The organism is Nocardioides sp. SLBN-35 (assembly GCF_006715725.1).
Classification (GTDB): Bacteria; Actinomycetota; Actinomycetes; order Propionibacteriales; family Nocardioidaceae; genus Nocardioides.
Genome location: NZ_VFNU01000001.1, coordinates 837,921 through 863,680 on the forward strand (window position 1 = coordinate 837,921; position 25,760 = coordinate 863,680).

General features: G+C 72.3%; 24 protein-coding genes. 15 read left to right on the forward strand and 9 right to left on the reverse strand.

Going from position 1 to position 25,760, the window contains the following annotated elements:
- Positions 1 to 61 precede the first annotated feature (61 nt).
- Positions 62 to 1,198, reverse strand: coding sequence for a GAF domain-containing protein (locus tag FBY23_RS04140; protein WP_260805731.1), 1,137 nt, complete (start codon positions 1,196 to 1,198; stop codon positions 62 to 64).
- 246 nt (positions 1,199 to 1,444) lie between these two features.
- Between FBY23_RS04140 and FBY23_RS04145 the strand changes: the two genes are divergently transcribed.
- The 3 genes from FBY23_RS04145 to FBY23_RS04155 are packed head-to-tail and all read left to right on the forward strand — an operon-like array spanning position 1,445 to position 4,745.
- Positions 1,445 to 2,638 (forward strand): iron-containing alcohol dehydrogenase, encoded by a 1,194-nt coding sequence (locus FBY23_RS04145; RefSeq protein WP_260805732.1) that lies wholly within the window; start codon positions 1,445 to 1,447, stop codon positions 2,636 to 2,638.
- On the forward strand, positions 2,635 to 4,065 hold the full coding sequence (locus tag FBY23_RS04150; RefSeq protein ID WP_260805733.1) for a sensor histidine kinase: 1,431 nt from the start codon (positions 2,635 to 2,637) through the stop codon (positions 4,063 to 4,065). Before FBY23_RS04145 ends, FBY23_RS04150 begins: the two co-directional genes overlap by 4 nt.
- Positions 4,062 to 4,745, forward strand: a complete 684-nt coding sequence (locus FBY23_RS04155; RefSeq protein WP_141796995.1) for a MadR family response regulator transcription factor — start codon at positions 4,062 to 4,064, stop codon at positions 4,743 to 4,745. The genes FBY23_RS04150 and FBY23_RS04155 overlap by 4 nt, the downstream gene beginning before the upstream one ends.
- A gap of 37 nt (positions 4,746 to 4,782) precedes the next feature.
- Here FBY23_RS04155 and mftM read toward each other — a convergent pair whose 3' ends face one another.
- The 5 genes from mftM to FBY23_RS04180 form a co-directional block, all read right to left on the reverse strand.
- A complete protein-coding gene (gene mftM, locus FBY23_RS04160; protein ID WP_141796996.1) occupies positions 4,783 to 5,691 on the reverse strand; it encodes a mycofactocin oligosaccharide methyltransferase MftM in 909 nt (302 codons plus the stop codon).
- A complete protein-coding gene (locus FBY23_RS04165; RefSeq protein WP_141796997.1) occupies positions 5,688 to 7,223 on the reverse strand; it encodes a VWA domain-containing protein in 1,536 nt (511 codons plus the stop codon). The genes mftM and FBY23_RS04165 overlap by 4 nt, the downstream gene beginning before the upstream one ends.
- A gap of 16 nt (positions 7,224 to 7,239) precedes the next feature.
- Positions 7,240 to 8,442 carry a MoxR family ATPase gene (locus FBY23_RS04170; protein WP_141796998.1) on the reverse strand — a complete coding sequence of 401 codons (1,203 nt, stop codon included), beginning with the start codon at positions 8,440 to 8,442 and terminating at the stop codon, positions 7,240 to 7,242.
- A 101-nt stretch (positions 8,443 to 8,543) separates the two neighbouring features.
- Positions 8,544 to 9,836, reverse strand: a complete 1,293-nt coding sequence (gene mdo / locus FBY23_RS04175; RefSeq protein ID WP_141796999.1) for an NDMA-dependent methanol dehydrogenase — start codon at positions 9,834 to 9,836, stop codon at positions 8,544 to 8,546.
- Positions 9,837 to 10,081: 245 nt separating this feature from the next.
- Positions 10,082 to 10,675 carry a GPR1/FUN34/YaaH family transporter gene (locus FBY23_RS04180; protein WP_141797000.1) on the reverse strand — a complete coding sequence of 198 codons (594 nt, stop codon included), beginning with the start codon at positions 10,673 to 10,675 and terminating at the stop codon, positions 10,082 to 10,084.
- A 231-nt stretch (positions 10,676 to 10,906) separates the two neighbouring features.
- On the opposite strand from FBY23_RS04180, the gene FBY23_RS04185 reads away from it, so the two are divergent.
- Positions 10,907 to 11,488 (forward strand): adenylate kinase, encoded by a 582-nt coding sequence (locus tag FBY23_RS04185; RefSeq protein ID WP_174245179.1) that lies wholly within the window; start codon positions 10,907 to 10,909, stop codon positions 11,486 to 11,488.
- Here the strand turns inward: FBY23_RS04185 and mftR are convergent.
- Complete coding sequence (gene mftR / locus FBY23_RS04190) at positions 11,485 to 12,108, reverse strand: mycofactocin system transcriptional regulator (protein ID WP_141797002.1); 624 nt, start codon at positions 12,106 to 12,108, stop codon at positions 11,485 to 11,487. The two genes, FBY23_RS04185 and mftR, sit on opposite strands and share 4 nt — an antisense overlap.
- 120 nt (positions 12,109 to 12,228) lie before the next feature.
- Here mftR and mftA point away from each other — a divergent pair, with 120 nt between their 5' ends.
- The 7 genes from mftA to mftF are packed head-to-tail and all read left to right on the forward strand — an operon-like array spanning position 12,229 to position 18,003.
- Entirely contained in the window at positions 12,229 to 12,324 is a 96-nt protein-coding gene (gene mftA, locus FBY23_RS04195) for a mycofactocin precursor MftA (RefSeq protein ID WP_141797003.1), read from the forward strand.
- Entirely contained in the window at positions 12,324 to 12,617 is a 294-nt protein-coding gene (mftB, locus tag FBY23_RS04200; protein ID WP_141797004.1) for a mycofactocin biosynthesis chaperone MftB, read from the forward strand. The genes mftA and mftB overlap by 1 nt, the downstream gene beginning before the upstream one ends.
- Positions 12,617 to 13,924 (forward strand): mycofactocin radical SAM maturase, encoded by a 1,308-nt coding sequence (mftC, locus tag FBY23_RS04205; protein ID WP_141797005.1) that lies wholly within the window; start codon positions 12,617 to 12,619, stop codon positions 13,922 to 13,924. The genes mftB and mftC overlap by 1 nt, the downstream gene beginning before the upstream one ends.
- Positions 13,921 to 15,174, forward strand: a complete 1,254-nt coding sequence (mftD, locus tag FBY23_RS04210) for a pre-mycofactocin synthase MftD (RefSeq protein WP_141797006.1) — start codon at positions 13,921 to 13,923, stop codon at positions 15,172 to 15,174. Before mftC ends, mftD begins: the two co-directional genes overlap by 4 nt.
- Before the next feature lie 2 nt (positions 15,175 to 15,176).
- A complete protein-coding gene (gene mftE, locus FBY23_RS04215; RefSeq protein ID WP_141797007.1) occupies positions 15,177 to 15,854 on the forward strand; it encodes a mycofactocin biosynthesis peptidyl-dipeptidase MftE in 678 nt (225 codons plus the stop codon).
- On the forward strand, positions 15,851 to 16,579 hold the full coding sequence (locus FBY23_RS04220) for a mycofactocin-coupled SDR family oxidoreductase (RefSeq protein ID WP_141797008.1): 729 nt from the start codon (positions 15,851 to 15,853) through the stop codon (positions 16,577 to 16,579). The genes mftE and FBY23_RS04220 overlap by 4 nt, the downstream gene beginning before the upstream one ends.
- A complete protein-coding gene (gene mftF / locus FBY23_RS04225) occupies positions 16,576 to 18,003 on the forward strand; it encodes a mycofactocin biosynthesis glycosyltransferase MftF (RefSeq protein ID WP_141797009.1) in 1,428 nt (475 codons plus the stop codon). The genes FBY23_RS04220 and mftF overlap by 4 nt, the downstream gene beginning before the upstream one ends.
- Here the strand turns inward: mftF and FBY23_RS04230 are convergent.
- Positions 17,997 to 19,607 carry a sigma-54-dependent Fis family transcriptional regulator gene (locus tag FBY23_RS04230; protein WP_222117720.1) on the reverse strand — a complete coding sequence of 537 codons (1,611 nt, stop codon included), beginning with the start codon at positions 19,605 to 19,607 and terminating at the stop codon, positions 17,997 to 17,999. The genes mftF and FBY23_RS04230 overlap by 7 nt on opposite strands.
- A 176-nt stretch (positions 19,608 to 19,783) precedes the next feature.
- Between FBY23_RS04230 and FBY23_RS04235 the strand changes: the two genes are divergently transcribed.
- The 4 genes from FBY23_RS04235 (at position 19,784) to FBY23_RS04250 (ending at position 24,380) form a co-directional block, all read left to right on the forward strand.
- Entirely contained in the window at positions 19,784 to 20,896 is a 1,113-nt protein-coding gene (locus FBY23_RS04235) for an NDMA-dependent alcohol dehydrogenase (RefSeq protein ID WP_141797010.1), read from the forward strand.
- Between the two features lie 9 nt (positions 20,897 to 20,905).
- Complete coding sequence (locus FBY23_RS04240) at positions 20,906 to 21,811, forward strand: MoxR family ATPase (protein WP_141797011.1); 906 nt, start codon at positions 20,906 to 20,908, stop codon at positions 21,809 to 21,811.
- 143 nt (positions 21,812 to 21,954) lie between these two features.
- Complete coding sequence (locus FBY23_RS04245; protein WP_222117721.1) at positions 21,955 to 22,761, forward strand: VWA domain-containing protein; 807 nt, start codon at positions 21,955 to 21,957, stop codon at positions 22,759 to 22,761.
- A 110-nt stretch (positions 22,762 to 22,871) separates the two neighbouring features.
- Complete coding sequence (locus FBY23_RS04250) at positions 22,872 to 24,380, forward strand: aldehyde dehydrogenase family protein (RefSeq protein WP_141797012.1); 1,509 nt, start codon at positions 22,872 to 22,874, stop codon at positions 24,378 to 24,380.
- On the opposite strand, the gene FBY23_RS04255 is transcribed toward FBY23_RS04250, so the two are convergent.
- Entirely contained in the window at positions 24,361 to 25,737 is a 1,377-nt protein-coding gene (locus FBY23_RS04255) for an NAD(P)/FAD-dependent oxidoreductase (protein ID WP_141797013.1), read from the reverse strand. The genes FBY23_RS04250 and FBY23_RS04255 overlap by 20 nt on opposite strands.
- Positions 25,738 to 25,760: the final 23 nt, after the last annotated feature.

Below are 25,760 nucleotides of genomic sequence, written 5' to 3' on the forward strand. Positions count from 1 at the left end.
TCACGTTGCAGCCACGTTGCCGTTCTCCCGCGGTGTCCGGATGGCGGCCGGGCGGCCGGCCTCAGCTGGCGAACTCGGCGTCGAGCCGCGCCAGCTGTCCGCTGGCGAGCGCCCACAGGGGCGACCCGGGAGGGAGCAGGTCGCGTTGCCGGGTCCACATCTCGTAGTCGTCGGCGCCCCATGCCGACCGGGTCCAGGACGACATCAGGTCGGGCTGGCCCGCGTGCAGGACGGCGGCGCGCAGCTGCGCGGTGAGGGCCTCGCGGAGACGCACCACTCCTGGCGCGCTCGAGCGGGGCAGCAGGGGCCCGCGGAAGGCGCGCACCGCACCCGCGATGTCTCCGGATGCGAGCATCGCCTCGACCGCGAGCCAGTCGCCGCTGACGCCCGACAGCAGGCGGTACGGACGGGAGCCGAAGAAGGTCTCGCCGAGCAGGTGGCGCAGCCGGTTGAGCTCCGCGCGGAGTGTCGAGGACCCGCTCTCGTCCTCGTAGACCAGGACGCTCAGCTCGTCCCCGGACAGGCCGCGGGGTGCGCTGGCGAGCAGCAGGACCAGCTCGCTGTGACGGGGGGACAGGCGCATCCGCCCCGTGTGGCCGCGATCGTCGTCCACGGTCAGCAGCGCGTCGTTGCGACCGAGGGCCTCGATCCGGACCGTCGGCCGGCCGTGGTGCTCGACGGGGTCACGGCCGACGAGGCGGTCCCGGGCCAGCTCCGCCTCCGCGAGGCGGACCGTCGCGCGGACCAGGGCCATGGTCTGGGGGACGACGATCTCGTCGCCGCCGGTGACGTCGAGGACGCCGAGGAGCCGGGAGCTTGCCGGGTCGTGGATCGGGGCGGCTGCGCAGCTCCACCCGCGCACCGCATGGCGGAAGTGCTCCCCGCGAACCACGCTGGAGGGCTGTTCGAGGCGCAGTGCCAGGCCGGGCGCGTTGGTTCCCGCCAGGCGCTCGTCCCAGTTGCTGCCCTCGACGAAGCCGATCGACTCGGCTCGGCGCAGGGCTGCGCCGGACCCGCAGACCCAGAGCAGCTGGCCGGACTCGTCGGCCACCGCCATGGTCGCATCGCAGTCCCGGGCGGCCTGGCCGAGGACGTCGTCGAGGAGGGGGAAGACCTGGGCGAGCGGGTGCTGTGCGCGCGCTGAGCGCAGGTCGCCGTCGTCGAGCGTGATCGGCGCTGCCACCTCGTCGGCTGGCACCCCCGCTGCTGCTGACCGGTGCCATGACGCAGCGACCTCTGCCCGCATGCCGGCGTCCATCCCTGCACTGTGACACCAGTCACGTTGCAAGAAGGTTGCATCCGTACGGCATGCCCCGGCCGGACCGTCCGCCCGTGCACCGGCCGGCAGGCGAGGGGTGCAACCACATTGCAACCTTGATCCTCCTACGGTGTGGCGACCGTCACTCGGAACCGAGCGAATGGCGGGACTCAGGAGGTCCTTCGAGTGCTCACCCTGCCCGCACCACCGGCCGCCGCCGCCCGCGACGACCACCGACTGTTGAAGTTCCACGTGCCGGAGATGGTGTTCGGGCTCGGCTCGCTGGCCGAGGCGGGGTTCTGCGCGGGCCGTCTCGGCGCGCGCCGGCCGTTCGTGGTCACGGACCCGGGCATCATCGAGGCCGGCTGGGTGATCGAGCTCCTGGGCCACCTGTGCGACGTCGGGCTCGACCCGCAGGTGTGGTCCCACGTCAGCCCGAACCCCAAGGACCATGAGATCGCGGCGGCCCACGAGGCCTACGTCGACCAGGGCGCCGACGTCATCGTGGGCATCGGGGGCGGATCGGTGCTGGACGCGGCCAAGGGTGTCGCGATCCTCAGCGGCAACGGTGGTTCGATCCTCGACTACGCGGGCGTCGACCTGGTGACGCGGCCCATCCCGCCGCTGCTCATGATCCCCACGACAGCCGGCACCGGCTCCGACGTGTCGCAGTTCTGCATCGTCACCGACACCGTCAACGCCGTGAAGATGACGATCATGGGCCGGTCAGTGGTGCCGGACATCTCCGTCACCGACCCGCGACTGCTCACCACCATGCCGCCCGACCTGGCGGCCGCGACCGGGCTCGACGCCCTCACCCACGCCGTCGAGTCCTTCGTCTCGCTCGGCCACAACCCGCTCGCCGACGGGCATGCGCTGTCCGCGGCGCGGCTGGTCGGCAAGGCCCTGCGGCGCAACGTGGAGGCGCCCGGGGACGAGCGGGCGAGGCTGTGGATGGCCCAGGCCAGCCTCGAGGCAGGTCTGGCGTTCTCCAACAGCATCCTCGGCGCGACCCACGCGATGAGCCACCAGGTCGGCGGCCTCCTCGACCTTCCCCATGGTGTCGTCAACGGCGTCCTGCTCCCGCACGTCATCCGGTTCAACGCCGAGGTGGTGCCGGAGCGGTTCGCGATGCTCGCCGAGGCGATGGGCCTCTCCGTGCAGGGCATGCCCGACCAGGAGGCGGCCGAGCTGCTGGCCGCGTACGTCCAGGACCTCGCAGAGTCGGTCGGCGCGCCCCGGCGCCTCGGCGCGCTGGGCGTCACCGCCGCCGACGTCGACCGGATGTCGGTGACGGCGACGCGGGATGCATGCCTCGCGACCAATCCGCGCCCCGCCGACCGGGACGACATCGCGGGCATCTTCCGAGACTCGCTGTGACGGCACGGGCGCAGGTGGCGCAGGGCACGGGCCAGCCGGGCGCCGACCGGCCCGACCTGCCGGCGCCGCCGGACCTGGCCGCGCTGACGGGCGTCCGGTCGGGCAAGCAGACCTACTACTCGGCGTACCAGCGCTCGAACGAGCGCCTCCAACGCACGGTGACGGCGATGGACTCCATCTCCAGGGCCCTGGTCCACCCGGTCGAAGGACCCCGGGCGCTGCTGGAGAAGATCGTCCGGGTGGCCGCTGTCCACCTGGACGCCCGGTGGACCGTGCTCGCGCTGGGCTCCCACGCGCTGCCGTCGACCAGGCCGCGCTTCCTCGCGGTCGATGCCGCCGGCCGGGTCGGCGACCGTGTCGACGACCTGCCGGGCGATGCACGGGAGACCGTCGTAGAGATCGCCGCGGGCACGCTGCCGCCCCGGGCCGTCGACAGCCCCACCCGGGTGGTGGTGCCGATGCTCATCAACGGCAGCGTCATGGGTGGCCTGGCCGCCGCACCTCGCCGCGACCTTCCGCTCGAGTCCCCGGACCTGTCGGTCCTCCACATCCTGGCGAACCTCGCAGCCGTCTCCCTGCACACCGGCGACCTGTACCGGACCGGCCTGGCCCAGCAGCGTCGGGCCCAACAGCTGTTCGACGAGGTGTCCGAGCAGGCACGGACGCTGTCGTCGCGCACGGAGGAGCTCCGCGCCGCCGAGCAGCGGCTGAGGGTGGCCGACCAGCGGGAGCTCCTCGAGAGGGAGCGCCGCCGCATCGCCCTGGAGCTCCACGACAGCGTCGCGCAGACGGTGCTCAGCGCCGGCCTGGTCGTGGAGGTGCTCCGCGGCGAGTTCGGCAGCGGAGCCGCGCCCCAGGGCCCGGTCGTCCCGGAGCTGGACCGCGCGCGCGACCTGATGGCGAAGGCGACCGAGCAGCTGCGGTCGGTCATCTACGCGCTGCACCACGAGCGGGTCGCCGAAGACGTGGCGAGCCTGCCCGAGCTGCTGGCCGAGGTGGCCGCCCAGCACCGGCCCCACCTCGACGTGCGGCTGCGGCTCGAGGGAAGCCCGGTGCCCCTGGGTACGGCGGCCGAGCACGCCCTGGCGAGGACCGCCGGCGAGGCGCTCTTCAACGTCGCCATGCACTCCAACGCGGCCCGGGCACTGGTCCGGCTGCGCTACCTCGAGGACTCCGTCGTCCTGCGGATCAGCGACGACGGCGACGGCGACCCGGCGGCGATGCGCCGCACCATGCGACTCGCTCGCCGAGGCGCGGCCGACGGTCGGCACCGTGGCCTGGTCGGCATGGCACTGCGCGCCGAAGGGCTGGGCGGAAGCCTGTCGATCAGGCGGTCCCGCGCCGGCGGCGTCGCGATCGAGTCCCGTGTCCCGCTCTGCGGCGCAGTGCTCGGCGCCGTCCCAACGTCGGAGGAGAGAAGCACATGAGTGCATCCACGATCGAACCTGCCCGGAGCGCCGAGTCCTCGGATGCCATTGGGGTGGTGCTGGTCGACGACCACGCGATCGTCCGCCAGGGCCTGAGCTCCGTGCTGGAACGGGAGGCGGACCTGCGCGTCGTCGGCGAGGCGGCGACCGCCGCCCAGGCTCTCGCCGTCGTCGCGGCGTCCCGGCCCGACGTGGTCCTGCTGGACCTGCGGCTCTCGCCGTCGGGTGACAACGAGGGCATCGAGCTGTGTGCCCGCCTGCACCAGACGCATCCCGACGTCGCTCTGCTCGTGCTCACCACCGTGATCGACGACCAGCTCGTCCTCGAGGCGATCCACCAGGGGGCGCGCGGCTACGTCGTCAAGGAGGTCGACACCACCGAGCTGGTCCGTGCGATCCGGGCCGTGCACCGCGGCGACAGCGCCTTCGACTCGCGTAGCGCGGCGGCGATGGTGCGCGGCATCAACGCGGAGACCGCCGCCGAGAACCGTCGTCTGACCGATCGCGAGCAGGACGTCCTGCGGCTGCTCGCGCGGGGGATGTCCAACCGCGACATCGGGCGGCAGCTGTTCATCTCCGACACGACCGCGAAGTTCCACGTCAGCAACATCATGCGCAAGCTGCAGGTCAGCCGGCGTGCCGAAGCGGTGTACGTCGCGAGCAAGGACGGCCTGATCTGAGCCCTCGCCCGGACGGTACGGCGCGCGGGGGCGCGCGTCACGGGCGGTCGAGGACCAGCCATCCCCCGTGGTGGTCGTGGACGTGCCACTGCCAGCCGCCGCGACGACCCAGGTCAGCGAGGTCGCCCGGGGTGAACGTCCGCACGTGGCCGTAGGCCGCGGTCGGCTCGTCCTCGTAGGGGACGGCGACGACGACCCGGCGCCGGGCCACCCGCTGCATCTCCTGGAGGACGGCTCGGCCGTGCTCGGGAGGCAGGTGCTCCAGAAGGTGGAGGGCGACGACGGTGTCGAAGGAAGCGTCGGGGCGTGGCACGCGGGCGGCGTCGCACACGACGGTGTCGAGCCGACGTCCCAGCCGCGGCGCGACCCGCGCGAGCAGGCCGACGGTGTTGGGCGTGAGGTCGCTCGCGGTCACCTCGAGATGTCCGGCGCTGAGCAGGCTGAAGAAGCCGAAGCAGCTGCCCAGCTCGAGCATCGAGCCGGGGCCGATCAGCTCGTGGGCGCGGCGGTAGACCGGGGCATAGCCGGCGAGCGAGCCCTCCACGAGGTCGTGGCCACCGCCCGGGTCCTCGTTGCCCCGTGCGCCGGACTCGGCGAGGCGGTCGAGGGTGTTGCGATAGAACAGGGTCCAGGCGGCGAGCGGATCCGGTGAGGTGCTGACGACGATGCCGGTGACCACGCGCTCGAAGAGCTCGCTCCCGTCCAGCCAGCCCGGCGCGAAGAGCTCGCCGGCGACGAGCCCGGCGAGGTCGTTGTCGATGAGGTCGTCGGGCAGGTCGTGGACCAGGTGGATGCGTTCCCGGTCGCTCCAGAAGGCGAACGAGCACGTGCGGGTCGCGTGGTCCGGAGCCGCGGCGCCCCGCACGACCTCGACGAGCGCGTCGGAGTAGACACCGGGCCGTTCGCTTCGCAGCGGGTCGATCGGGGCCGCGGCCGTGACGGTCATCGGATCTCGGTCAGGTGGGAGGTGACCAGGTCCAGCCCGGCCAGGTCGCGGACGACGTGGACGCGGTCGCAGTGGGCGGCGTACGCCGGGAGGTCGCAGCTGCCGAGGGTCCACGAGTACCGCGGCTCAGGTGTGATCCAGATCGTCTCGCGGGCCCGTCGGGTGATCTCCTCGAACACCCCCACTGCCGCGTCGTTGCCGTTCCCGCGCCCGTCGCCCAGCACGACCACCGTGGTCCGCCGGTTGAGCCCGCCCCCGAACTCGTCGAGGAACTGCCGGAAGGCCGAGCCGTAGTCGGAGTCGGTGTCGACGTCGAGCACGCCGCCGGCGGGAAGCCCGGAGAGTGTCAGGGACAGGGCCTCCTCCATCGGGTGCTCTGCGAAGAGGTCGGTCACCTCGACCAGGTCGGAGACGAAGGCGAAGGTGCGTACGTGCGAGGCGATGCCCTGCAGCCCGTGGACCAGCTGGAGGGTGAAGCGGGCTGCGGCCCTGACGGAGAGGGAGACGTCCGCCAGCACGACGAGGCGCGGCCTGTCGGTCACCTTCGCGACCGTCACCGGGCGGAACGGCACGCCGTCGTTGCGGAGGTTGCGGCGCATGGTGCGTGAGCCGTCGATGCTGCCCCGAGCGGACTCGCGGCGCCGCGATCTCGGCGCCCCGTGGAGGCTGCGGACCAGTCTGCGCAGCGATTCCTCCAGCGTGGCCCGCTCGACCTCGCCGATCCGGTCGATCTCGCGGGCCTGTGCCTCGCGGGACTCGATGGCGGCCTCGGTGGCCAGCAGCTCCTCGAGGTGGCGTTGGAGTGCCGCGGGGAGGCCGTCGAGAAGACTGGAGAGTGCCGTTCGCAGCGCGGCCAGGTCGTCGGTCCCGACCGTGCTGCCCTCCACGGTCTCGTCGTCGCCGTCGTCGAGCCAGGCCAGCAGGGCCATCTCCTCGGCGACCGTCAGCTCCGAGTCGAGCCGCGTGCCCGTCCGGTCGGCGATCCTTCCCGGCCGGCCCGGGTTGTGCAGCCGCGAGGTGTCGAGCTGGACGCGAGCGGCGTTCGTGGCGGATCCGGCGCCGTCGTTGGACAGCACGATCTCGTCGGTCATCGCCGCCATGTCGAGCTTGTTGGCCTCCTGGTGCAGGTTGTACTGCTGGGCGAGGTCCTCGGGGTCGAAGAAGTCACGGATGTCCTGGGGTTTGCCGTGGCTGTGTCCCTGGCTGGGTGTGCGACCGGGCTCCTCGGACAGCACGAACTCGTCGAGCTCGCCGTCGTCCGAGAGGTCGTCGTGGGCGTGGGAGTGCCCGTGCTCCTCAGGGGAGTCGAGCACCGCGCGCAGCCGGAAGAAGCGGTCGAAGACCCGGTCGAAGGCGGCCTCGTCCCGCTGGTCCTTGACCAACGTCACGCGCAGCGCGCTGCGGAGCAGCTCTCTGTCGTCGAGGACTCCCGGGGCGCCGGCAGCCCGCGACGCGTCCACCACCTCGGAGATCCCGATCCGGATGCCGTGCAGTCGCAGCAGACGCACGAATCGGTGAAGGGCGCCGTCCATGGCACAGACCTCGGCTTCAGAAGGGGCGGCGGCGCGAGCCGAACGAGCGGGCGCCCTGGCCGGCAGGAACGGGACGGCTGGGCCCCATGGAACCGGTCCCGTAGTACGCCTCGTCATGCCGCCCCGGGAGGTCCTTCGCACGGCGTACCTCGGCCCCGTCGGGCTCGTCGGGACCGGTCGCGGTCCCGTGGTCGTGCTCGTGGTCGTGTCCGTGCCCGTGGCCATGTCCATGACCGTGGCCGTGGTCGTGCAGGTGGCCGGGGACGACCGCATTCGGGTCGACCATCCGCGGCAGTGCCTCGAGCGCGCGGCGCAGGTCGCGCTCGTACTTCACCACGACGTTGGCGGTCGCCGACAGCGTCTCCGCCGTGAGCTCCTCGGCGCCGAGGACCGCGAGCGTGCGGGCCCAGTCGACGGTCTCGGAGATGCTCGGTGCCTTGCGCAGGTCGAGCTCGCGCAGGCCGCGCACGACGCCGACCAGCTGGCGGGCGAGCTCGTCGGACAGCCCGGTCCTCTTGGACCGGATGATGTCGAGCTCCCGCTCCGCGTCGGGGTAGTCGAGGAAGAGGTGGAGGCAGCGCCGCTTGAGCGCGGCCGAGAGATCACGCGTGTTGTTGGACGTGAGGATCACGTACGGCGTGTGCCGGGCCCGGAAGGTCCCCAGCTCCGGGACGGAGACCTGGTACTCGGCGAGCAGCTCGAGCAGGACGGCCTCGAGCGCCTCGTCGGCGCGGTCCACCTCGTCGATGAGCAGGATCACCGGGTCCTCGGACCGGATCGCCTCGAGCAGCGGACGGGCGGCGAGGAAGCGCTCGGAGAAGAAGACGCTCTCCTCTCCCGCGAGGGTGTCCACGGCGCTGGCCAGGTCGGGGGCGTCGGCGACCAGGGCGCCGACCTTCTCCCGCATCAGCTGCGTGTAGAGCAGCTGCTTCCCGTAGTCCCATTCGTACAGGGCCGTCGTCTCGTCCTGGCCCTCGTAGCACTGCAGGCGCAGCAGTCGTCGTCCGGTCACCTCGGCCAGCGACTTCGCCAGCTGGGTCTTGCCCACGCCCGCTGGGCCCTCGAGCAGGATCGGCTTCTCCAGGTGTGCCTGCAGGAAGACGGTGGTCGCCAGGCGCTCGTCGGCGAGGTAGCCGTGCTCGGCGAACTGGTCGATGACGTCGGCGACGTCGGTGAAGCCGGCGTGGTCGCGCACGGCATCGAGGGGTCGGGCGGACATGGGTGCCTCCTGGGGCGACGGGGCGGTGGATGGGGGTGTGGATCGGTCCGGCCCGGGGGCGCGTGCCCCGGCTCACCCGAGCCGGACCGAGTCACGGTGGCTCAGGACAGGAGGTCGTCCAGATCGCCGGTCATGCAGTGGTCCACGACGGGGCGCACGGTCTCGAACGTGCACTCCTTGGCGTTGCCGGGGGTGCAGGCGTCGCCGAGCACGTGGTTGGTGATGCGGTCGACATCGTCGGCGTCGCCCTTGATGACCTTGGCGTTCTCGTAGTACTTGGTCGGGCCCAGGCCGAGCCGGTTCTTGGAGTAGGTGTCCTGGGTGACCGAGACGAAGTTCTCGGGGATGCCCACGTCGCGCAGCAGCCGGATCGCGGCGGCGAGCGCGGCGTCGGCTGCCTGCGGCTTGGTCATGCCGTGCGTGTCGACGCCCATCGCCTCGGCGATGTCGGCGAACCGGCCGTACTGCGCAGGCATGTTGAACGCCCACACGCGGGGGAGCGCGATCGCGTTGTTGAGCCCGTGGTGGGTGTCGTAGAACGCCGAGACCGCGTGCGAGATCGAGTGGATGATGCCCAGGCCGCCGGAGTTGAACGCCTGCGCGGCGATGTACTGGGCGTACATCATCCCCTCGCGACCCTTGAGGTCCTGGCCGTTCCAGACCGCCTCGCGCAGGTTCTCCGCGGTCAGCTTGATGGCCCGGATCGCGTTGCCCAGCGACGGCTCGAAGTTGAGCCGCGACACGTAGGGCTCAGAGGCGTGCGCGAGAACGTCGAAGCCGCACTGCGCGGTGTAGTCGACCGGGCAGTCGAAGTAGAGCACCGGGTCGTCGATGGCGAGGGTGGCCACCGATGCGTCGTCGAAGGCGACGTACTTGTGCGGGTTGTCGGGGTCCGTCGTGGTGTCGGTGATGACGTAGGCCCACGAGGTCTCCGAACCGGTGCCGGCCGTGGTGGAGACGGCGATGTGGGGCGGGTTGTTCGGGTTCTCCGACTTGTTGAAGCCCTCGAAGTCGTTGACGTTGCGACCGTCGTGGGCGACCGAGATGCGCGCGCCCTTGCACGCGTCGTGCGAGGAGCCGCCACCGATCGAGATGAACGAGTCGCACTTGTTCTGCTGGTACAGGGCCACCGCGTCCATGACGTTGTAGTCCTTCGGGTTGGACTCGACCTTGTCGTACACGACGGCCTCGAGGCCGTGGTACTTGAGCGAGTCCACGATCTTCTGGACCACGTTCGTGCCGCGAAGGCCCGACGTCATGACGAGCGGCTTGGTGAAGCCGAGCTTGATGGCCTCGGGACCGATGAGCTCGTGCGCTCCGGGGCCCATGAGGGCCCGTGGGAACGGGTGGAACTCCTTGATCGGGAACGGCTTGAGCAGTTCGTCAACCTGCATGAGGAACCTCCTGGTGGGACGTGCTGACCACCGGAACGTAAGGCTGGTCACACCCCGGCGGGGAGGCTGGGAAACGCAAACCATCCGCTGTGAGGAGCGGCTCCTGAACGGATGGTTCGGCTTCGACCTGCCCGGTCGGAGAGGCCGGTCGTCCTTCCGGCAGGCCCATGGGAAAGGGGCTGTGGTGGAGCGCCGTCCGGCACTCCGCCACAGCCCCGGGTCCGACCGGCGCTTCTTGTCGGTGATCAGGCGCGGATCGGCGCGCCGAGGGGCAGGGCCCGGCCGCCGGTGGCCTGCGACATGGCGTCGAGGAACAGGTACGCCCCGACGCTGACGAAGGCGAACACGGTGTAGCCGCCGAGCCGGGTCAGGTCGGTGCTGGCCTGGGCCGTGCCGAGCAGGACCAGCAGCAGGGCGAGGTCGATCAGGCCGAACAGGATCGTGAACGCACGCGGCAGGCGCAGGGTGGCCAGCGTGAGGAGGACGATGACGGCGAGCCAGGAGCCGAGGAACAGCTCCTGGGTCCGCACGGCGTCCGCGGGAAGGATCCCGAACCAGTTGTGCGTCAGGCCGAGGACGAGCGCCGCGTAGCTCGACCAGAAGCCGGTGAAGATGCCGAAGATGGCGGCGACGGCGTTCTGGTTGAGCCGCGTCGCCCACACGGCCGCCACGGCCTGGCCGAACGCGGTGGCGGTCGCGATGATCGGGATCGACGCCGAGCCGGCGCTGGCGGGTACGAAGCCGACCAGGACCAGGCCGAGGGCGACCGAGCCGACGAGGAAGGTCGGGACTCCGATCAGGCCGGGGTTGCCGTCGGGGACAGGGGTTTCAGTGGACATGGGATACCTCCAGAGGGGATGTGGTCCCGGTCACTGTGCCGACGGTGCGGTCGGGTCCGCACCCTGCGAGCAGGTCGCAGTTGGGACTGCCCGGTCGGACGGGCCCGACCCACCCGACGGTGGGGCCCGGCCCGGTGCAACGTAGCTGCAGCGGGCTGCGGCCTAGCCTGCGCGACGACGGGTCCGTGAGCTGGGGCGGACCCGCGTCGACGACGAAAGGTCCTCCTGCGCATGCGTCTTATCCTCATGGGTCCGCCCGGTGCCGGCAAGGGCACCCAGGCCGTCGCGATCGCCGAGCGGTTCGGCATTCCGGCGATCTCGACGGGAGACATCTTCCGTGCGAACGTCGCGCAGCAGTCCCCGCTGGGACGTACCGCCCAGCAGTACATGGATGCGGGCGAGTACGTCCCCGACGAGGTCACCAACGCGATGGTGGCCGGGCGGCTGTCGGACCCCGACTGCGCCGACGGCTTCCTCCTCGACGGCTACCCGCGCACGCTGCAGCAGGTCGACGAGCTCGACGCGATCCTCGAGCGCGGCGACACCGCGCTCGATGCGGTCGTGCTCGTCGAGGCCGACCCGGGTGAGCTGGTGCGCCGGCTCCTGCTCCGGGCGGAGGCCCAGGGTCGAGTCGACGACACCGACGAGGTCATCCGCCGCCGGCTGGAGGTCTACGCCGCCGAGACGGCACCGCTCGCGGCGCAGTACGCCGAGCGTGGGCTGCTGGCGACGGTCGACGGCCTCGGCCCGGTGGACGTGGTGGCCGAGCGCATCCTGACTGCGCTGGTGGCGAAGTCGTCAGCAGGTTCCTAGGTCTCGACGCCCAGGTACAACCGGAGCCCGGCCATGGCCGCGTCGATGATGTCGAGCAGGGGGACGGTCTCGGCATCGGGCTCTGCCAGCCACGCCGCATAGGCCGAGAGCGAGATGGCCAGGGACACGTGCCCGGCGACCTGGGGGACCAGGTCCCCGGGCCGTGCCCCGGTGCGCCGGGCGACGTCCTCGGCGATGACCTGGCGCCACTCCGCGTAGCGCAGCACCGAGTGCGCCTCGAGCTCAGGGGTCGTCAGGATCAAGCGCATCCGCTCGCGGTGCGGGGGGCGGGCGTCCGCAGGGAAGCGGTTGAACTCCACGACCGCGCGGTGGACGGCCTCGTGCACCGGGAGGTCGTCGGCCTGCTCGGAGAGCAGGTCGCGGAAGTGGTCGAGCGTCCGGTCGAACTGGCCCCACGGGATGTCGTTCTTCGACTGGTAGTAGCGGAAGAGCGTGCGCCGGCTGACGCCGACCGCCTCGGCGATCGCGTCGAGCGTGGTCCGGGCGAAGCCGCGCTCGACGAAGAGGGTGAACGCCGCCTGCTCGATCGCGGCGTGGGAGGTGGCCTCGGGGCGACCGCGGGCGCTGCTGCGCCCGCTCTCGCTCCGGCCCCCGGTCATGGGCCGTCAACCTACCGTCCCGGGGTCGAGGTCGAATCCCCTCCGAATGGAGGGGGACTTTCTGCCCTTGGTGCAATTAGTGTGGCGGCCACCACATCGGCACGAACTGGAGGAGAGATGATGAACCCCGAGATCGAGCAGGACCAGGCCGTCGAGATGGCCGCCGAGGACCTCATCGAGGAGGTCTCGATCGACGGCATGTGCGGCGTCTACTGATGGACGCCCTGCTGGGAGAGCCGTGGATGCTCTCGCCGTCGGTGGCATTGCGACCGGAGCCCTTCGGCGCGCTGGCCTACCACTTCGGCAACCGGAAGCTGACCTTCCTCAAGCGGCCCGAGCTGGTCGCCGTCGTCCGGGCCTTGGGGGAGGCTGCGGACGTGCGGACCGCGCTCGAGACCGCGGGTGTCCCGGCCTCCCAGCACGCGGCCTATGCGGCCGCCCTGCGCGGCCTGGCCGCGACCGACATGATCCGCCCCCGCCCCACCGTCACCGCCGAGGAGGTTGCGTGATGACGATCGCACCCGACCGACCGATGCAGCGTCCCGAGACCGGATCGCTGGTCCAGCAGTTCGAGTACGGCCTCGACGCCCCGATCTGCCTGACCTGGGAGCTGACCTACGCCTGCAACCTCGAGTGCGCCCACTGCCTGTCCTCGTCGGGCCGGCGTGACCCGCGTGAGCTGTCGACCGAGCAGTGCAAGGCAGTGATCGACGAGCTGCAGCGGATGCAGGTGTTCTACGTCAACATCGGCGGCGGCGAGCCGACCATCCGCCCCGACTTCTGGGAGCTGCTGGAGTACGCCGTCAACCACCAGGTGGGCGTGAAGTTCTCCACCAACGGCGTGCGGATCACCCCCGAGCGTGCGGCGTTCCTGGCCTCCCCGGCGTGCAACGGCTACGTCGACGTGCAGATCTCGCTCGACGGCGCGACCGCCGAGGTCAACGACTACGTCCGCGGCCCCGGCTCCTACGACACCGCGCTGCGTGCCTTGGCGAACCTCAAGGACGCCGGGTTCGCGGACGCCAAGATCTCGGTCGTCTGCACCCGGGAGAACATCGGCCAGCTGGATGAGTTCAAGGCACTCGCCGACCGGTTCGGTGCGACCCTGCGGCTGACCCGCCTGCGCCCGTCGGGCCGTGGTGCGGACGTGTGGGACGAGCTGCACCCGCTGCCGGAGCAGCAGCGCGAGCTCTACGACTGGCTGATGAAGCACACCGCTGACGGGGAGGAGGTGCTCACGGGTGACTCGTTCTTCCACCTTGCCGCGTTCGGCGAGTCCCTCCCGGGCCTGAACCTGTGCGGTGCGGGCCGGGTGGTGTGCCTGATCGACCCGATCGGCGACGTCTACGCCTGCCCGTTCGCGATCCACGACAACTTCCTCGCCGGCAACCTGCTCGCCGACGGCGGCTTCCAGAAGGTCTGGCAGGACTCGGCACTGTTCAACGAGCTCCGCTCGCCGCAGACCGGCGGCGCCTGCTCGTCGTGTGCGTTCTTCGACTCGTGCCGCGGTGGCTGCATGGCTGCGAAGTTCTTCACCGGCCTGCCGCTCGACGGGCCGGACCCCGAGTGCGTGCAGGGGTACGGCGAGCACGCCCTCGCCGGCGACCGCACCGTCCCCGCGCCCAGCCAGGACCACTCCAAGGCCAACCCCACGCGCAACCAGCCGGTGATGCTCAAGCTCCTCACCGCGCCGCCCGTCTCGGCGTGTGCCGAGAGCCCGCTGGCCGGATTCGACCCACTCGCCCAGCCGGGGTCTCGTGACGGTTGCTGCGCAACCTCCTCGACCACCGGGGACAACGGAGGCTGCTGCTCATGAAGAAGATCGAGAACCCCTGGAAGCAGAACCCCTGGTTCGAGTCCGTCGCGGTCGCGCAGGAGAGGGCTCGCAAGCGCCTTCCCCAACCGGTGTACGGCGCCCTGGTGGCCGGCTCCGAGCGCGGCCAGTCGGTCGCGGACAACCAGGCCGCGTTCGCCGAGCTCGGCCTGGCGCCGCACGTCGTGGGCCAGCTCCCCGAGCGCTCCCAGGCGACCACGGTGTTCGGCCAGCAGATCGGGCTGCCGGTGATCATCTCCCCGACCGGCGTGCAGGCGGTCCACCCGGACGGCGAGGTCGCCGTCGCCCGGGCGGCCGCCGCCCGGGGCACGATCATGGGCCTGTCGAACTTCGCCTCGAAGTCCGTCGAGGACGTCACCGCGACGGGTGCGACGACCTTCTTCCAGATGTACTGGACCGGGGACCGCGACACGATGGTCCAGCGCATGCGGCGCGCCCACGCCGCCGGCGTACGCGGCCTGATCGCCACCTTGGACTGGTCGTTCTCGATGGGTCGTGACTGGGGCAGCCCGGAGATCCCGGAGAAGGTCGACCTCAAGGCGATGGTCCGGCTCGCGCCGAAGGTGGCGACCAAGCCGCGGTGGCTGTGGCAGTTCGGCCAGCAGTTCCGCGAGACGGGGAAGCTGCCCGACCTGACCGCCCCCAACCTCGCCGCACCCGGGGAGGCGACCGGGCCGACGTTCTTCGGTGCCTACTACGAGTGGATGACCACCCCGCCGCCCAGCTGGGACGACGTGGCGTGGATGCGCGAGACCTGGGCGCAGATCTCCGGGACGCCGTTCGTGCTCAAGGGCGTGTGCCGCGTCGACGACGCCCTGCGTGCGGTGGATGCCGGTGTCGCGGGGATCTCGGTGTCCAACCACGGCGGCAACAACCTCGACGGCACCCCGGCCGCGATCCGCATGGTCCGCCCCATCGCGGAGGCCGTCGGCGAGCAGATCGACGTGGTCATGGACGGCGGTGTGCGTCGCGGCTCCGACGTCGTGAAGGCCCTCGCGCTCGGTGCCAAGGCCGTCATGATCGGCCGTGCGTACCTGTGGGGGCTGGCCGCGAACGGCCAGGCCGGCGTGGAGAACGTCCTCGACGTCCTCTCCGGCGGCGTCGACTCCGCACTGCGCGGGCTCGCGCTCGGCTCGACCGCCGACCTGCGCCCCGAGCACCTGCTGATCTCCGACGGCTTCGACCGGGCGCTCGGCGTACCGGCCTCGCAGCCGGTGGGTTTCGGGAGCTGACGATGGCCCCCGAGCTGGCGTCCGCGACCTCGCCCGCCATCCCGGCAGGACCCACGGTGCTGGTCCCGGTCGGCTCGATCGAGCAGCACGGCCCGCACCTGCCGCTCGACACCGACACGATCATCGCGACCACGGTGGCCTCGCGCGCCGCGGAGCAGATGACGGCGGCCGGTACGTCGGTCCTGGTCGCGCCCGCGCTCACCTACGGCTCGAGCGGGGAGCACCAGGACTTCTCCGGCACCAGCTCGATCGGCACGACCGTCCTTCACGACGTCCTCGTCGAGCTCACCCGGTCGATGTCCACCTGGGCGTCGCGGATCGTGTTCGTCAACGCCCACGGTGGCAACGTCGTGGCCCTGCGGGGCGCCGTACGCCGGCTGGTGGACGAGGGGCACGACGTCGACTGGGCCGCCTGCGCGACCGAGGAGGTCGACCTCCACGCGGGCCGCACCGAGACCTCGCTGATGCTGCACATCGCGCCGTGGAACGTCTGGCTCGACCGCGCGGAGGCCGGCAACACCGGGACCCTCGCGGAGCTGCTCCCGCTGATGATGGCGGGTGGGGTCAAGGCGGTCTCGCCCAACGGCGTCCTCGGCGACCCGACGGGAGCCAGCGCCGAGGAGGGGGCAGCGGCGCTCGCGTCGATGGTCGCAGACGTCGTGGACGCGGTCCGACGATGACCCGGGTGGTCCTGGTGACCGGGGCGGCGCGCGGCATCGGCGCCGCGACCGTACGTCGCCTCGTCGCCCGGGGCGACCGCGTCGTCGCGGTCGACGAGCTCACCATCGCCGAGACCGACCCTCAGGTGCTCCCGGTCGTCGCCGACGTCCGGGACCGGTCCGCCTTGGCCGCGGCCGTCGACCTCGCGATCGAGACGTGGGGCCGGCTCGACGCCGCCGTCGCCGCGGCCGCGGTCGTCGCCGGCGGCCGGCCCCTCTGGGAGACACCCGAGGCCGACCTCGACCTGCTCTGGGACGTCGACGTGAAGGGCGTGTGGAACACCGCAGCCGTCACCGTCCCCGCCATGCTCGCCGGCCCCGACCCGTCCGGCTGCCGCTTCGTCGCCGTCGCCTCCGCCGCCGGCCACCACGGCCTGCACCACCTCGCCGCCTACAACGCCGCCAAGCACGCCGTCATCGGACTCGTGAAGGGCCTGGCCGCCGACCTCGTCGGCACCGGCGTCACGGCGTGCGCCGTGTCACCCGGTTCGACCCGGACGCCGATGCTGGAGGCCACCGCGGCGCTCTACGGGCTCGACGACGTCGACACCTTCGCGGACAACCAGCTGCTCCGGCGCATCCTCGAGCCCGAGGAGGTCGCCGCCGCGCTCGTGTTCTGCTGCAGCAGCGAAGCGGCGGTGCTCAACGGGTCGGTCGTGCGCGCCGACGGAGGCTTCGCGCCATGACGACCGCGACCCTCGCCGACGGCTTCCGGGTCCGCCTGCGCGACGACGTGGTGTTCACGGACGGCGGCCGCCTGCTGGTCGGCGGTTCCCCGGTGCGCGCGGTCCGGCTCGGAGACCGGGCCCGCAGCCTGCTGGCCGGCGGCGACCTGGTCGTCGAGGACCAGGCCACGGCGCGCCTGGCCCGCCGCCTGCTCGACGGCAACCTCGCGAACCCCCTGCTGGGCGATGTCGAGGTCCCGCTGACCGAGCTCACCGTCGTCGTACCCGTGCGTGACCGGAGCGAGCAGCTGGCCCGTTGCCTGGCGGCGCTGGTGCCGCTGCCGGTGATCGTGGTCGACGACGACTCCGAGCAGCCGCACCGGGTGGCCGAGGTCGCCCACCGGCACGGCGCCCGGGTACACCGGCTCACCACCAACGTCGGTCCTGCCGGCGCGCGCAACGCGGGCCTGCGGCTCGTCCGGACCCCGCTCGTCGCCTTCGTCGACTCCGACGTGACCATCGACGCCTCTCGCCTGCTCGACCTCGCCCGCCACTGCGCCGACCCGCAGGTCGCACTGGTCGGTCCGCAGGTGGTCGGCAAGGTGCGCACCGCACCCGGTCGTCGGGCCCGCTGGTTCGAGCGGTACGACGCCGCCGCCTCCTCGCTCGACCTGGGCAGCACCGGCGGCGTGGTCCGGCCCGGCGCGGCGACCGGCTGGCTCCCCTCCGCCTGCCTCGTCGGCCGCACCGACCTCCTTGCCGGCGACACGGGTGGGTTCGAGGACGGGTGGCGCGTCGCCGAGGACGTCGACCTGGTCTGGCGGCTCGTCGACGCCGGCCATGTCGTCCGCTACGACCCCGGCGTCCGCGCCGACCACGACGTCCGCGGCACCGTGCGCACCTGGCTGGGCCGCAAGTTCTTCTACGGCACCGGCGGCGCCGACCTCGCCGCGCGTCACGGCGACAAGGTCGCCCCCGCCGTGCTGTCGCCGATGATGGCCCTCAGCGGCTGGGCGCTGTTGCAGCGACGTCGGTGGTCGCTCCCCGTGGCGGTCGTCGCGGGTGCCGTCACCGCCCGTCGGCTCGCCCCGCAGCTGCCGGTCGAGGAGGGCCGGACCGTGGTCGCTGCCCGGCTCGCCGCGAAGGGCACCGCATGGGCAGTGCGCCAGGAAGCCGGTCTCCTGCTCCGGCACTGGTGGCCGCTCGCCGCACTCGCCGCTCCCTTCAGCCGCTCCGTCCGTCGCGCGCTCGCCACCGCGGTCGTGATCGACCTCGCCGTCTTCCTCCGCGAGCGCACCGGCATCGACCCGTTCACCGCGCTCGTGGCCCGGCGGCTGGACGACCTCGCCTACGGCAGCGGCCTGTGGTGGGGCGCGATCCGCCGGCGCAGTCCGCGCTGTCTCCTCGTGCGCCGACCGGGCGCGACCGGACGCCCGGCTCAGTAGACCGTGATCCGCAGCGCCCGCATCTTCGCGTAGAGGGTGGTGCGCGAGATGCCCAGCGACTGCGCCGCCTTCACCTTGTTGCCGCCGTGCTCGCGCAGTGCCTCGACGATGACGGCCCGCTCGGCGTGCTCGATCGGGGCGAGCCGCTTGGTCGGCTCCTGGGCCCGGTAGGCCTCGGGCAGCTGGTCGAGCACGACCGCGCCGGTGCGTTGGTGGCGGGCGACGTGGTCGACGACGGCCCGCAGCTCGCGCAGGTTGCCGGGCCACGGCTGGGCCGAGAGGGCGCGCAGCGCGCCCGGCGTGAAGTGCAGCGAGGGGTCCGCACCGAGCTCCCTGAGCATCCGCCGGACCAGCTCGGGCAGCTCGTGCGGCCGACTCGACAAGGACGTCAGCACCCGACGCTCGGTGCACTCGCCGGCGAGCGCGGCGGCCCTCCCCGACAGGCCGTCGACGGGGCCGCACACCAGCACCAGCCGCGGGGCCCGTCGTTCCGCGAGGTGTGAGGCGACGAGGTCGACGAGGTCGTCGGGGAGCAGGTCGATGCCGTCGACGCAGACGGTTCCCTGACCGGCGCGGACCAGGGCGCCGAAGTTCCGCGCCCACGCCTCGGCGCCGTCGAGCAGCGCCGAGGCGGCGGTGAGGACCGTGACCGGCTGGACCTCGCTCGCGCGGCGCGCCTCGGTGGAGCGGCCGGACCCGGGGGGACCGGAGACCAGCACGGGCGCGTGGGCGAGGTCTGGACGGAACGGGTGCGGGGCCACCCGGAGCTCGCGGCGCGGCTCGACGTGGAGCAGCGCACCTCCGCGGGCCCCGCCGACCCGACTGGCCTCGACCCGGACCTCCAACCCGGACTCGAGGGTCAGGTCGACGTCGGCGTTGTCGTGCAGGTCGCCGACGAGCATCCGCAGCAGGGCGACGTCGGTCGAGCCGAGCAGGTCGGAGGCCGCCTGGTTCGACATGAAGAGGTCCTGCCCGATCGCCACCACCGCGCGGCGCCGGGTCCCGGCCGCCTGGAAGGCTGCGAGCAGCTGCTTGTCGGAGACGCGGCTGCGGTCGAGCAGTCGCTGCTCGATGTCGGCGACCGCGCGAGCCACGAGGGGCGGCAACAGGGGACTCGCCTCCTCCATCAGCGCGGTGATGTCGAGGACTCCCTCGATCCGGCGCGTGGTCGGATGGAAGATCGGGTGGCCGTAGCAGCTGAACCGCCGCAGCGGGACCGCGAAGTGCTCGCTGCCGTTGATCGAGATGCTCGTCCGGGTCTCCAGCACGGTGCCGAGGGCGTTGGTGCCCACGGCCTCCTCCAGGAGCGAGGCGCCCACGTCGAGCCCGAGGTGGTCGAAGGCCCGGCGGCCGCCGCGGTCGCCGCACCAGCGTTGGGCGATCCGGCCCTCGCGGTCCACCAGCAACGTGGAGAACATCGTCCCCTGCAGCTGGTCGTTGAGGTCGTCGAGCACCTCCGATGCCGCGGAGAGCAGGGGACCGGACGTGTCGACGTCGCTGTAGGTCACGTGGTCCAGCGCACTGCCCGGGGTCAGCCCGGCCATCGCGGCGCGCTGCCACGACTGCGCGATCGGGTCGCGGAGCTCCTCGGTTCCAGTCGCCACGCGTCTCTCCTCAACCTGCCGTCAACCGGCCTCGTGACCGCGGTCACAGTAAACGCCACGGGGTTGGCAGCCGGTTGTCCAGTTTCTGAACAACCAAGGGGCCGCCGCGTTGCGAGTGTGTCCGGCGTCACGTCCCCGTCGCCGACGCCCCGGCGCCCCACTCCAGGAGAACCCTCATGAAGACCAAGGCCGCAGTCGTCTACGAGACCGGCAAGCCGATCGTGATCGAGGAGCTGACCCTCGACAAGCCCCGCGAGGGCGAGGTGCTGATCCGCTACACCCACGCCGGGCTGTGCCACTCCGACGTGCACATCGCCCACGGCGACCTGGAGGCGCGGCTGCCGATGGTCCTGGGGCACGAGGGTGCCGGCATCATCGAGGAGGTCGGCCCCGGCGTGAGCCGGGTCAAGGTCGGCGACCACGTCGTCTGCTCGTTCATCCCCAACTGCGGCAGCTGTCGCTACTGCGCCAACGGGCAGCAGTCGATCTGCGACATGGGTGCCACCATCCTCGACGGCTACCTGCCCGGCGAGCGGTTCCCGATCACCGGGCCCGCAGGCCAGTACGGCGCCATGTGCATGCTCGGCACCTTCAGCCAGTACGGCGTCATCCACCAGAACTCGTGCGTGAAGGTCGATGACGACCTGCCGCTGGAGAAGGCGGTCCTGGTCGGCTGCGGCGTACCCACCGGCTGGGGCGCGGCCGTCAACACCGCCGAGGTCAGGGCCGGCGACACCGTCGTCATCATGGGCATCGGCGGCATCGGCATCAACGCCGTCCAGGGTGCCGCGCTCGCCGGCGCCAAGAACGTCATCGCGATCGACCCGCTCGCCAACAAGCGCGAGAAGGCGATGGAGCTCGGCGCCACGCACGCGTTCGAGTCCGCCGAGCTCGCGATGGAGACGATCACCAACCTGACCCGCGGGCAGATGGCGGACTCGGCGATCCTCACGCCCGGGCTGATGACCTCCGAGATCGTCGCCGACGGCTTCAACGCGGTCGGCAAGGGCGGCAAGGTCGTGCTGACCGGCCTCAACAAGCTGGAGGAGACGAACATCCAGCTGCCCGGCTCGATCCTCACGCTGTTCCGCAAGGAGCTGCGCGGCAGCCTCTTCGGCGACTGCAACCCGACCGTCGACATCCCGCGGATCCTCGGCCTCTACCAGTCCGGCGACCTCAAGCTCGACGAGATCCTCACCCGCACCTACACCCTCGACCAGGTCAACGAGGGGTACGACGACCTGCTCAACGGCAAGAACGTGCGCGGCGTCGTCGTCCACGAGCACTGACGAGGGCTGATGACTGCTGTGCTGTCGGAGCTCGCGGCCCTCGGGGTCGTCGACCGGGCACGGGAGACCGAGCTCCTCGAGGCGGCGTTGGCCAGTGGCGCCCACGTCGTCCTCGAGGGGCCTCCCGGCACCGGCAAGACCACCCTCCTGCGCCGGGTCGCCGCCGGCCGGGACCGCTCGTTCGCCCTCGTCGAGGGCAACGCCGAGCTGACCCCGGCCCGGCTGGTCGGCCACTTCGACCCCGCCCTGGTGCTCAGCCGGGGCTACCAGCCCGACGTCTTCGTCGACGGGCCGCTGCTCACGGCGATGCGCGAGGGCGGCCTGCTGTACGTCGAGGAGCTCAACCGGGTGCCCGAGGAGACCCTCAACACCCTGCTCACCGTGATGTCGGAGCGGGAGATCGTCGTACCTCGGCTCGGCCTGGTCCGTGCGGCGCCGGGCTTCGCGGTCGTCGCGGCGATGAACCCGTACGACGCCGTCGGCACCGCCCGCGTCTCCTCGGCCGTCTACGACCGGACCTGCCGGATCGCGATGGGCTACCAGTCCGCCGGTGCCGAGGCGCGGATCGTCGCCCAGCGGGCACCGGTCCCCTCGGACGACTGGCGCGACCGCGCGGTCGCGCTGGTGCGGGCGACCCGCGAGCACCCCGAGCTCCGCGTCGGCTCGTCGGTGCGCGGGACCATCGACCTGGCGGGGATCAACCACCAGCTGACCCGGGCGCGGGACGTCGCCGAGGACGACTGGCAGGCCGGGCTCGACGCGGCCCTGGTCGCGCTGAGCGGGCGGGTACGCGTCGACGAGGCGTCCACCCGGCGGCCCGAGGAGATCATCACCGAGCTCTACACCACGCACTTCGGACCGCCGCCCTCCTCCGGAGGCGACGCTGCGGAGGAGCCGCGCCCGGGGGAAGCCTGAGCCCGCCCCCGGTCGGGGCGGGCACCTCCCCGCCGCCCCCGGCGACCTCGCGCCGTGGGCGGCCCGAGCGCACGAACGGCCGCTGCGAGCTGGCGCGCAACCCGCGGTTCGAGGAGCTCTCGCCGGAGGTCGGCGAGCTCGACGTGGCGGCCGTCGAGGCGGCCGTCGCCGAGGACCCGGACGACGTGCTGCCGCTGCTCGCGCTGATGAGTCGCGCCACCGACCCCGCCCTGCGGGCGCGGGTCCAGGCGCTCGTGCCGCGGCTGGTCATCGAGCGGGCACGCAGCGGTCCGCACGGCCGGATCGGTGCCGGCCGGCTGCGGCCGACCCGCGCCGACCGCGGGGGCGACCTCGACCTCGACGCCTCCTTGGAGGCGGTCGCCGTGGCCCGCGGCGAGGGACGCCCGCCGGCCCTCGACGAGCTGACCGCGTCGGTGTGGGAGAGGCCGGCGAGCGCGCTGTGCCTGCTCGTCGACCGCTCCGGTTCGATGGACGGCCGGCGGCTCGCGACCGCGGCCATGGCTGCCGCTGCCTGCGCCCTCAGGTCGGCCGAGTCCGGTGGTGAGTTCGCGGTGGTGGCCTTCGACCGCCGGGCAGAGACGGTCGTCGCGCTCGGTACGGCGAGCCCGGCCCGCCGTACGGTCGAACGGGTCCTCGGGCTGCGTGGCCACGGGATGACCTCGCTCGACGCAGCGCTGCGGGCGGCGCGCGATCAGCTGTCCGGCGCCCGGGCCCGGCGCCGGATCACGCTGCTGCTCTCGGACTGCCGGGTCACCGACGACGTGGACCCGATCCCGGCCGCGCGCGGACTCGACGAGCTGCTGGTCGTCGCGCCGGCGTCGGACGACGACGAGGCCCGGCGGTTCGCCCGCGAGGCCGGAGCGCGGATGGCCTCGCTCGACGCGCTCGCGGAGCTGCCGGTCGTGCTGGATCGGCTGCTGGCGCCCTGAGCCTGCATTCAGGCTGAGGCTGACGCGGAATGTCCAGAAGCTGAACACCGCCGTGCGGCGGGGCGGACGACGCTCGCACCGCACGATCGACCACCCCTGACGGAGGAAACATGACCGACCTGCTCGTCCCCACCGACACCGCCGTGCTACCGCAGGTACGCGAGTGGCTGTCGCGTCCCAAGGGCCTGTTCATCGGCGGGGCGTGGACCGACGCCGCCTCCGGCCGCACCTTCGAGACCCGCGACCCGGCCACCGGCCAGGTGCTCACCGAGGTCGCGCGCGGCGAGGCGGAGGACGTCGACCGCGCCGTCCGCGCCGCCCGCCGGGCCTTCGAGGGCGAGTGGGCGCTGTGGACGCCGGCCCAGCGCCAGCGGCTGCTGTTCCGCATCGGCGAGGCGATCTACGAGCACGCCGAGGAGCTCGCCCAGCTCGAGGCGCTCGACAACGGCAAGTCAGCCGGTGTCGCGCAGGCCGTCGACGTCACCTGGGTCGCCGAGCTGTTCCAGTACTACGCCGGCTGGGCCACCAAGATCGAGGGCCGCACCATCCCCGTCTCGGTCCCGTGGGCGCCCGGCACCCAGTGGCACGCCTACACCCTGCGCGAGCCCGTCGGCGTCTGCGGCGCGATCGTGCCGTGGAACTTCCCGCTCCTGATGGCCGCCTTCAAGATCCCGGTCGCACTCACCTGCGGCAACACGGTGGTCCTCAAGCCGGCGGAGGACACCCCGCTGACCGCTCTCCGTCTCGCCGAGATCATGGCCGAGTGCGGCCTGCCGGACGGCGTCTTCAACGTCGTGACCGGGTACGGCGAGGCCGGGGCCGCGCTGGCCGCCCACGACGATGTCGACAAGATCGCGTTCACCGGCTCGACCGAGGTCGGCAAGCTGATCGTCGACGCCGCCAAGGGCAACCTGAAGAAGGTCAGCCTCGAGCTCGGCGGCAAGAGCCCCCAGGTCGTGTACGCCGACGCGAACCTCGACCTCGCGATCCCGGGCACCGCCTCGGGCTTCCTGTTCAACCACGGCCAGACCTGCACCAGCGGGACCCGGCTGCTCGTCGAGGACAAGATCTTCGAGGAGTTCACCCAGGGCGTCGCCGAGGTCGCTGCCGCCAGCAAGCTCGGTCCCGGCCTCGACCCCACCAGCGAGGTCGGCCCCCTCGTCTCGCAGACCCAGCTCGACCGGGTCCTCGGGTACGTCGACGCCGGGCTGCGCGACGGCGCCCGGGCGCTGACCGGCGGCCGCCGGCACGGCGACACCGGCTACTACGTCGAGCCCACCGTCCTGGTCGACGTCGACTCCTCGTTCAGCGTCTACCGCGAGGAGATCTTCGGCCCGGTCGTCGTCGCGACCCCGTTCAACGCGGAGCAGGGCGTGGCCGCGGCGGCCAACGACACGCCGTACGGACTGGCGGCCTCCGTCTGGACCCGGGACGTCACCAAGGCGCACCGCACCGCCCGCCAGATCAAGGCGGGCACGGTCTGGATCAACTGCCACAACGCCTTCGACGCCGCGATGCCCTTCGGTGGCTACAAGCAGTCCGGCTGGGGCCGCGAGCTCGGCGCCTCGGCGATCGACGCCTACACCGAGCAGAAGTCGGTCAACGCGCTGCTCGCGTGACTCGACTCGCCTGGGCGGCGGATCGGTCCACGACCGCCGCCCAGAGCGTCTCGATCGCCACCGACCGACCGAGCACGTTCTCGGCAGCGCGGTGTCCCGACCGGAGGGCGGCGGTGACCGTTGCCGGGTCCTCGGTCCAGGTCGCCTCGCCGGCCAGGTGCAGGACGCCGCCGACGGGTGTGGCGAGCACGTCGTGGTCCTCGGTCGTGGAGCCGACGGTCATGTAGGCGTAGGACCCGAGGGCGAAGGGGTCGTCGCGCCAGCGGGTCACCTCGACCGCCGCGGGGGTGATGTCGGCGTGGGGGTGGATCTCGCGCAGCGCAGCGAGCACGGATGCGGTGATCGCCTCGTCGGTCCAGCCGCGGATCGCCTGCGCGCACGGACCTGCCGCGAACGTCAGCAGGGTCGGCACGCCGTGCAGCGGGGTGAGGTCGTACCAGGAGTGCCACCAGGCGGCGGCCGGTCCCTGGCGGCGGATCGCGTAGACGTCGGGCGCCCAGAACCGCTCGCGGAAGCTCAGGAACACCTTCTCGAAGTGGTTCATCTCGAGCCGGTCGAGGGCGCCGGCCAGGGGATCGGGCAGGGGCGGCTCGATGACGAGTGCCCCGGCCTTCAGCACCCCGACCGGGACGGTCACGATCGCCCGGTGGGCAGCCAGGTCGCGGTCGCCGCAGCGGACGACGACGCCGTCCGTGCTCCACCGCAACCGGGTCACCACCTGCTCGAGACGCACGTCGACACCCTCGGCCAGGCGCCCGGCGAGGGCGTCGAAGCCGTCGGGGAAGACGACCTCGTCGCCCTCGACCTGGTCGTCGTCGAGGCCGTGCGCATCGAGGTCGCCGATCCACACGCCGTACTGCTCCTCGGTGCGGTGCCGCAGGAACTCGCGCACGCGCTCTCGACGATCGGCCGGCCACGCCAGCTCCGCCAGCGTCGTCTCGACCACGGTCTCGTACGACGTGCCGTGGCTCGAGGCCGCGACCGCCGTGGCGAGTCGCTCGTCGAAGGCGTGGACGTCGGCGGCGAACCGGTCCACCTGCGCCTGGTCGAGACGGACGCCTTCGGGGTCGTAGTAGGCGATCGGGCGGCTGTCGGGCTGGTAGCTGCCGACCGTGAGCTCCACGGTCGGCATGCCGAACGCTCGGACCGCGGCGAACAGCGGGTTGTCATCGATGCCGTGGATCCACGAGGCACCGAGGTCCGTCACGAGACCGTCGCTCCGCTGCGAGTGGGTCCGTCCGCCGACCCGGTCGCGGGCCTCGAGCACGACCACGCGCTGGCCGGCGGCGGCCAGCAGCCGGGCCGCGGTCAGGCCCGCGACCCCCGCCCCGACCACGACGGTGTCGATGTCGCTCATGAGCCGAGGCTAGGCGACCCAGC

Coding starts and splice junctions, on each gene's coding strand:
- FBY23_RS04220 (WP_141797008.1), top strand. CDS start 15,851: ATGACCCGGGTGGTCCTGGTGACCGGGGCGGCGCGCGGCATCGGCGCC.
- mftE (WP_141797007.1), top strand. CDS start 15,177: ATGGCCCCCGAGCTGGCGTCCGCGACCTCGCCCGCCATCCCGGCAGGA.
- mftM (WP_141796996.1), bottom strand. CDS start 5,691: ATGACCGTCACGGCCGCGGCCCCGATCGACCCGCTGCGAAGCGAACGG.
- FBY23_RS04255 (WP_141797013.1), bottom strand. CDS start 25,737: ATGAGCGACATCGACACCGTCGTGGTCGGGGCGGGGGTCGCGGGCCTG.
- FBY23_RS04185 (WP_174245179.1), top strand. CDS start 10,907: ATGCGTCTTATCCTCATGGGTCCGCCCGGTGCCGGCAAGGGCACCCAG.
- mftB (WP_141797004.1), top strand. CDS start 12,324: ATGGACGCCCTGCTGGGAGAGCCGTGGATGCTCTCGCCGTCGGTGGCA.
- mdo (WP_141796999.1), bottom strand. CDS start 9,836: ATGCAGGTTGACGAACTGCTCAAGCCGTTCCCGATCAAGGAGTTCCAC.
- FBY23_RS04180 (WP_141797000.1), bottom strand. CDS start 10,675: ATGTCCACTGAAACCCCTGTCCCCGACGGCAACCCCGGCCTGATCGGA.
- FBY23_RS04165 (WP_141796997.1), bottom strand. CDS start 7,223: ATGGACGGCGCCCTTCACCGATTCGTGCGTCTGCTGCGACTGCACGGC.
- FBY23_RS04250 (WP_141797012.1), top strand. CDS start 22,872: ATGACCGACCTGCTCGTCCCCACCGACACCGCCGTGCTACCGCAGGTA.
- FBY23_RS04170 (WP_141796998.1), bottom strand. CDS start 8,442: ATGTCCGCCCGACCCCTCGATGCCGTGCGCGACCACGCCGGCTTCACC.
- mftC (WP_141797005.1), top strand. CDS start 12,617: ATGACGATCGCACCCGACCGACCGATGCAGCGTCCCGAGACCGGATCG.
- mftD (WP_141797006.1), top strand. CDS start 13,921: ATGAAGAAGATCGAGAACCCCTGGAAGCAGAACCCCTGGTTCGAGTCC.
- mftA (WP_141797003.1), top strand. CDS start 12,229: ATGAACCCCGAGATCGAGCAGGACCAGGCCGTCGAGATGGCCGCCGAG.
- FBY23_RS04235 (WP_141797010.1), top strand. CDS start 19,784: ATGAAGACCAAGGCCGCAGTCGTCTACGAGACCGGCAAGCCGATCGTG.
- FBY23_RS04155 (WP_141796995.1), top strand. CDS start 4,062: ATGAGTGCATCCACGATCGAACCTGCCCGGAGCGCCGAGTCCTCGGAT.
- mftR (WP_141797002.1), bottom strand. CDS start 12,108: ATGACCGGGGGCCGGAGCGAGAGCGGGCGCAGCAGCGCCCGCGGTCGC.
- mftF (WP_141797009.1), top strand. CDS start 16,576: ATGACGACCGCGACCCTCGCCGACGGCTTCCGGGTCCGCCTGCGCGAC.
- FBY23_RS04240 (WP_141797011.1), top strand. CDS start 20,906: ATGACTGCTGTGCTGTCGGAGCTCGCGGCCCTCGGGGTCGTCGACCGG.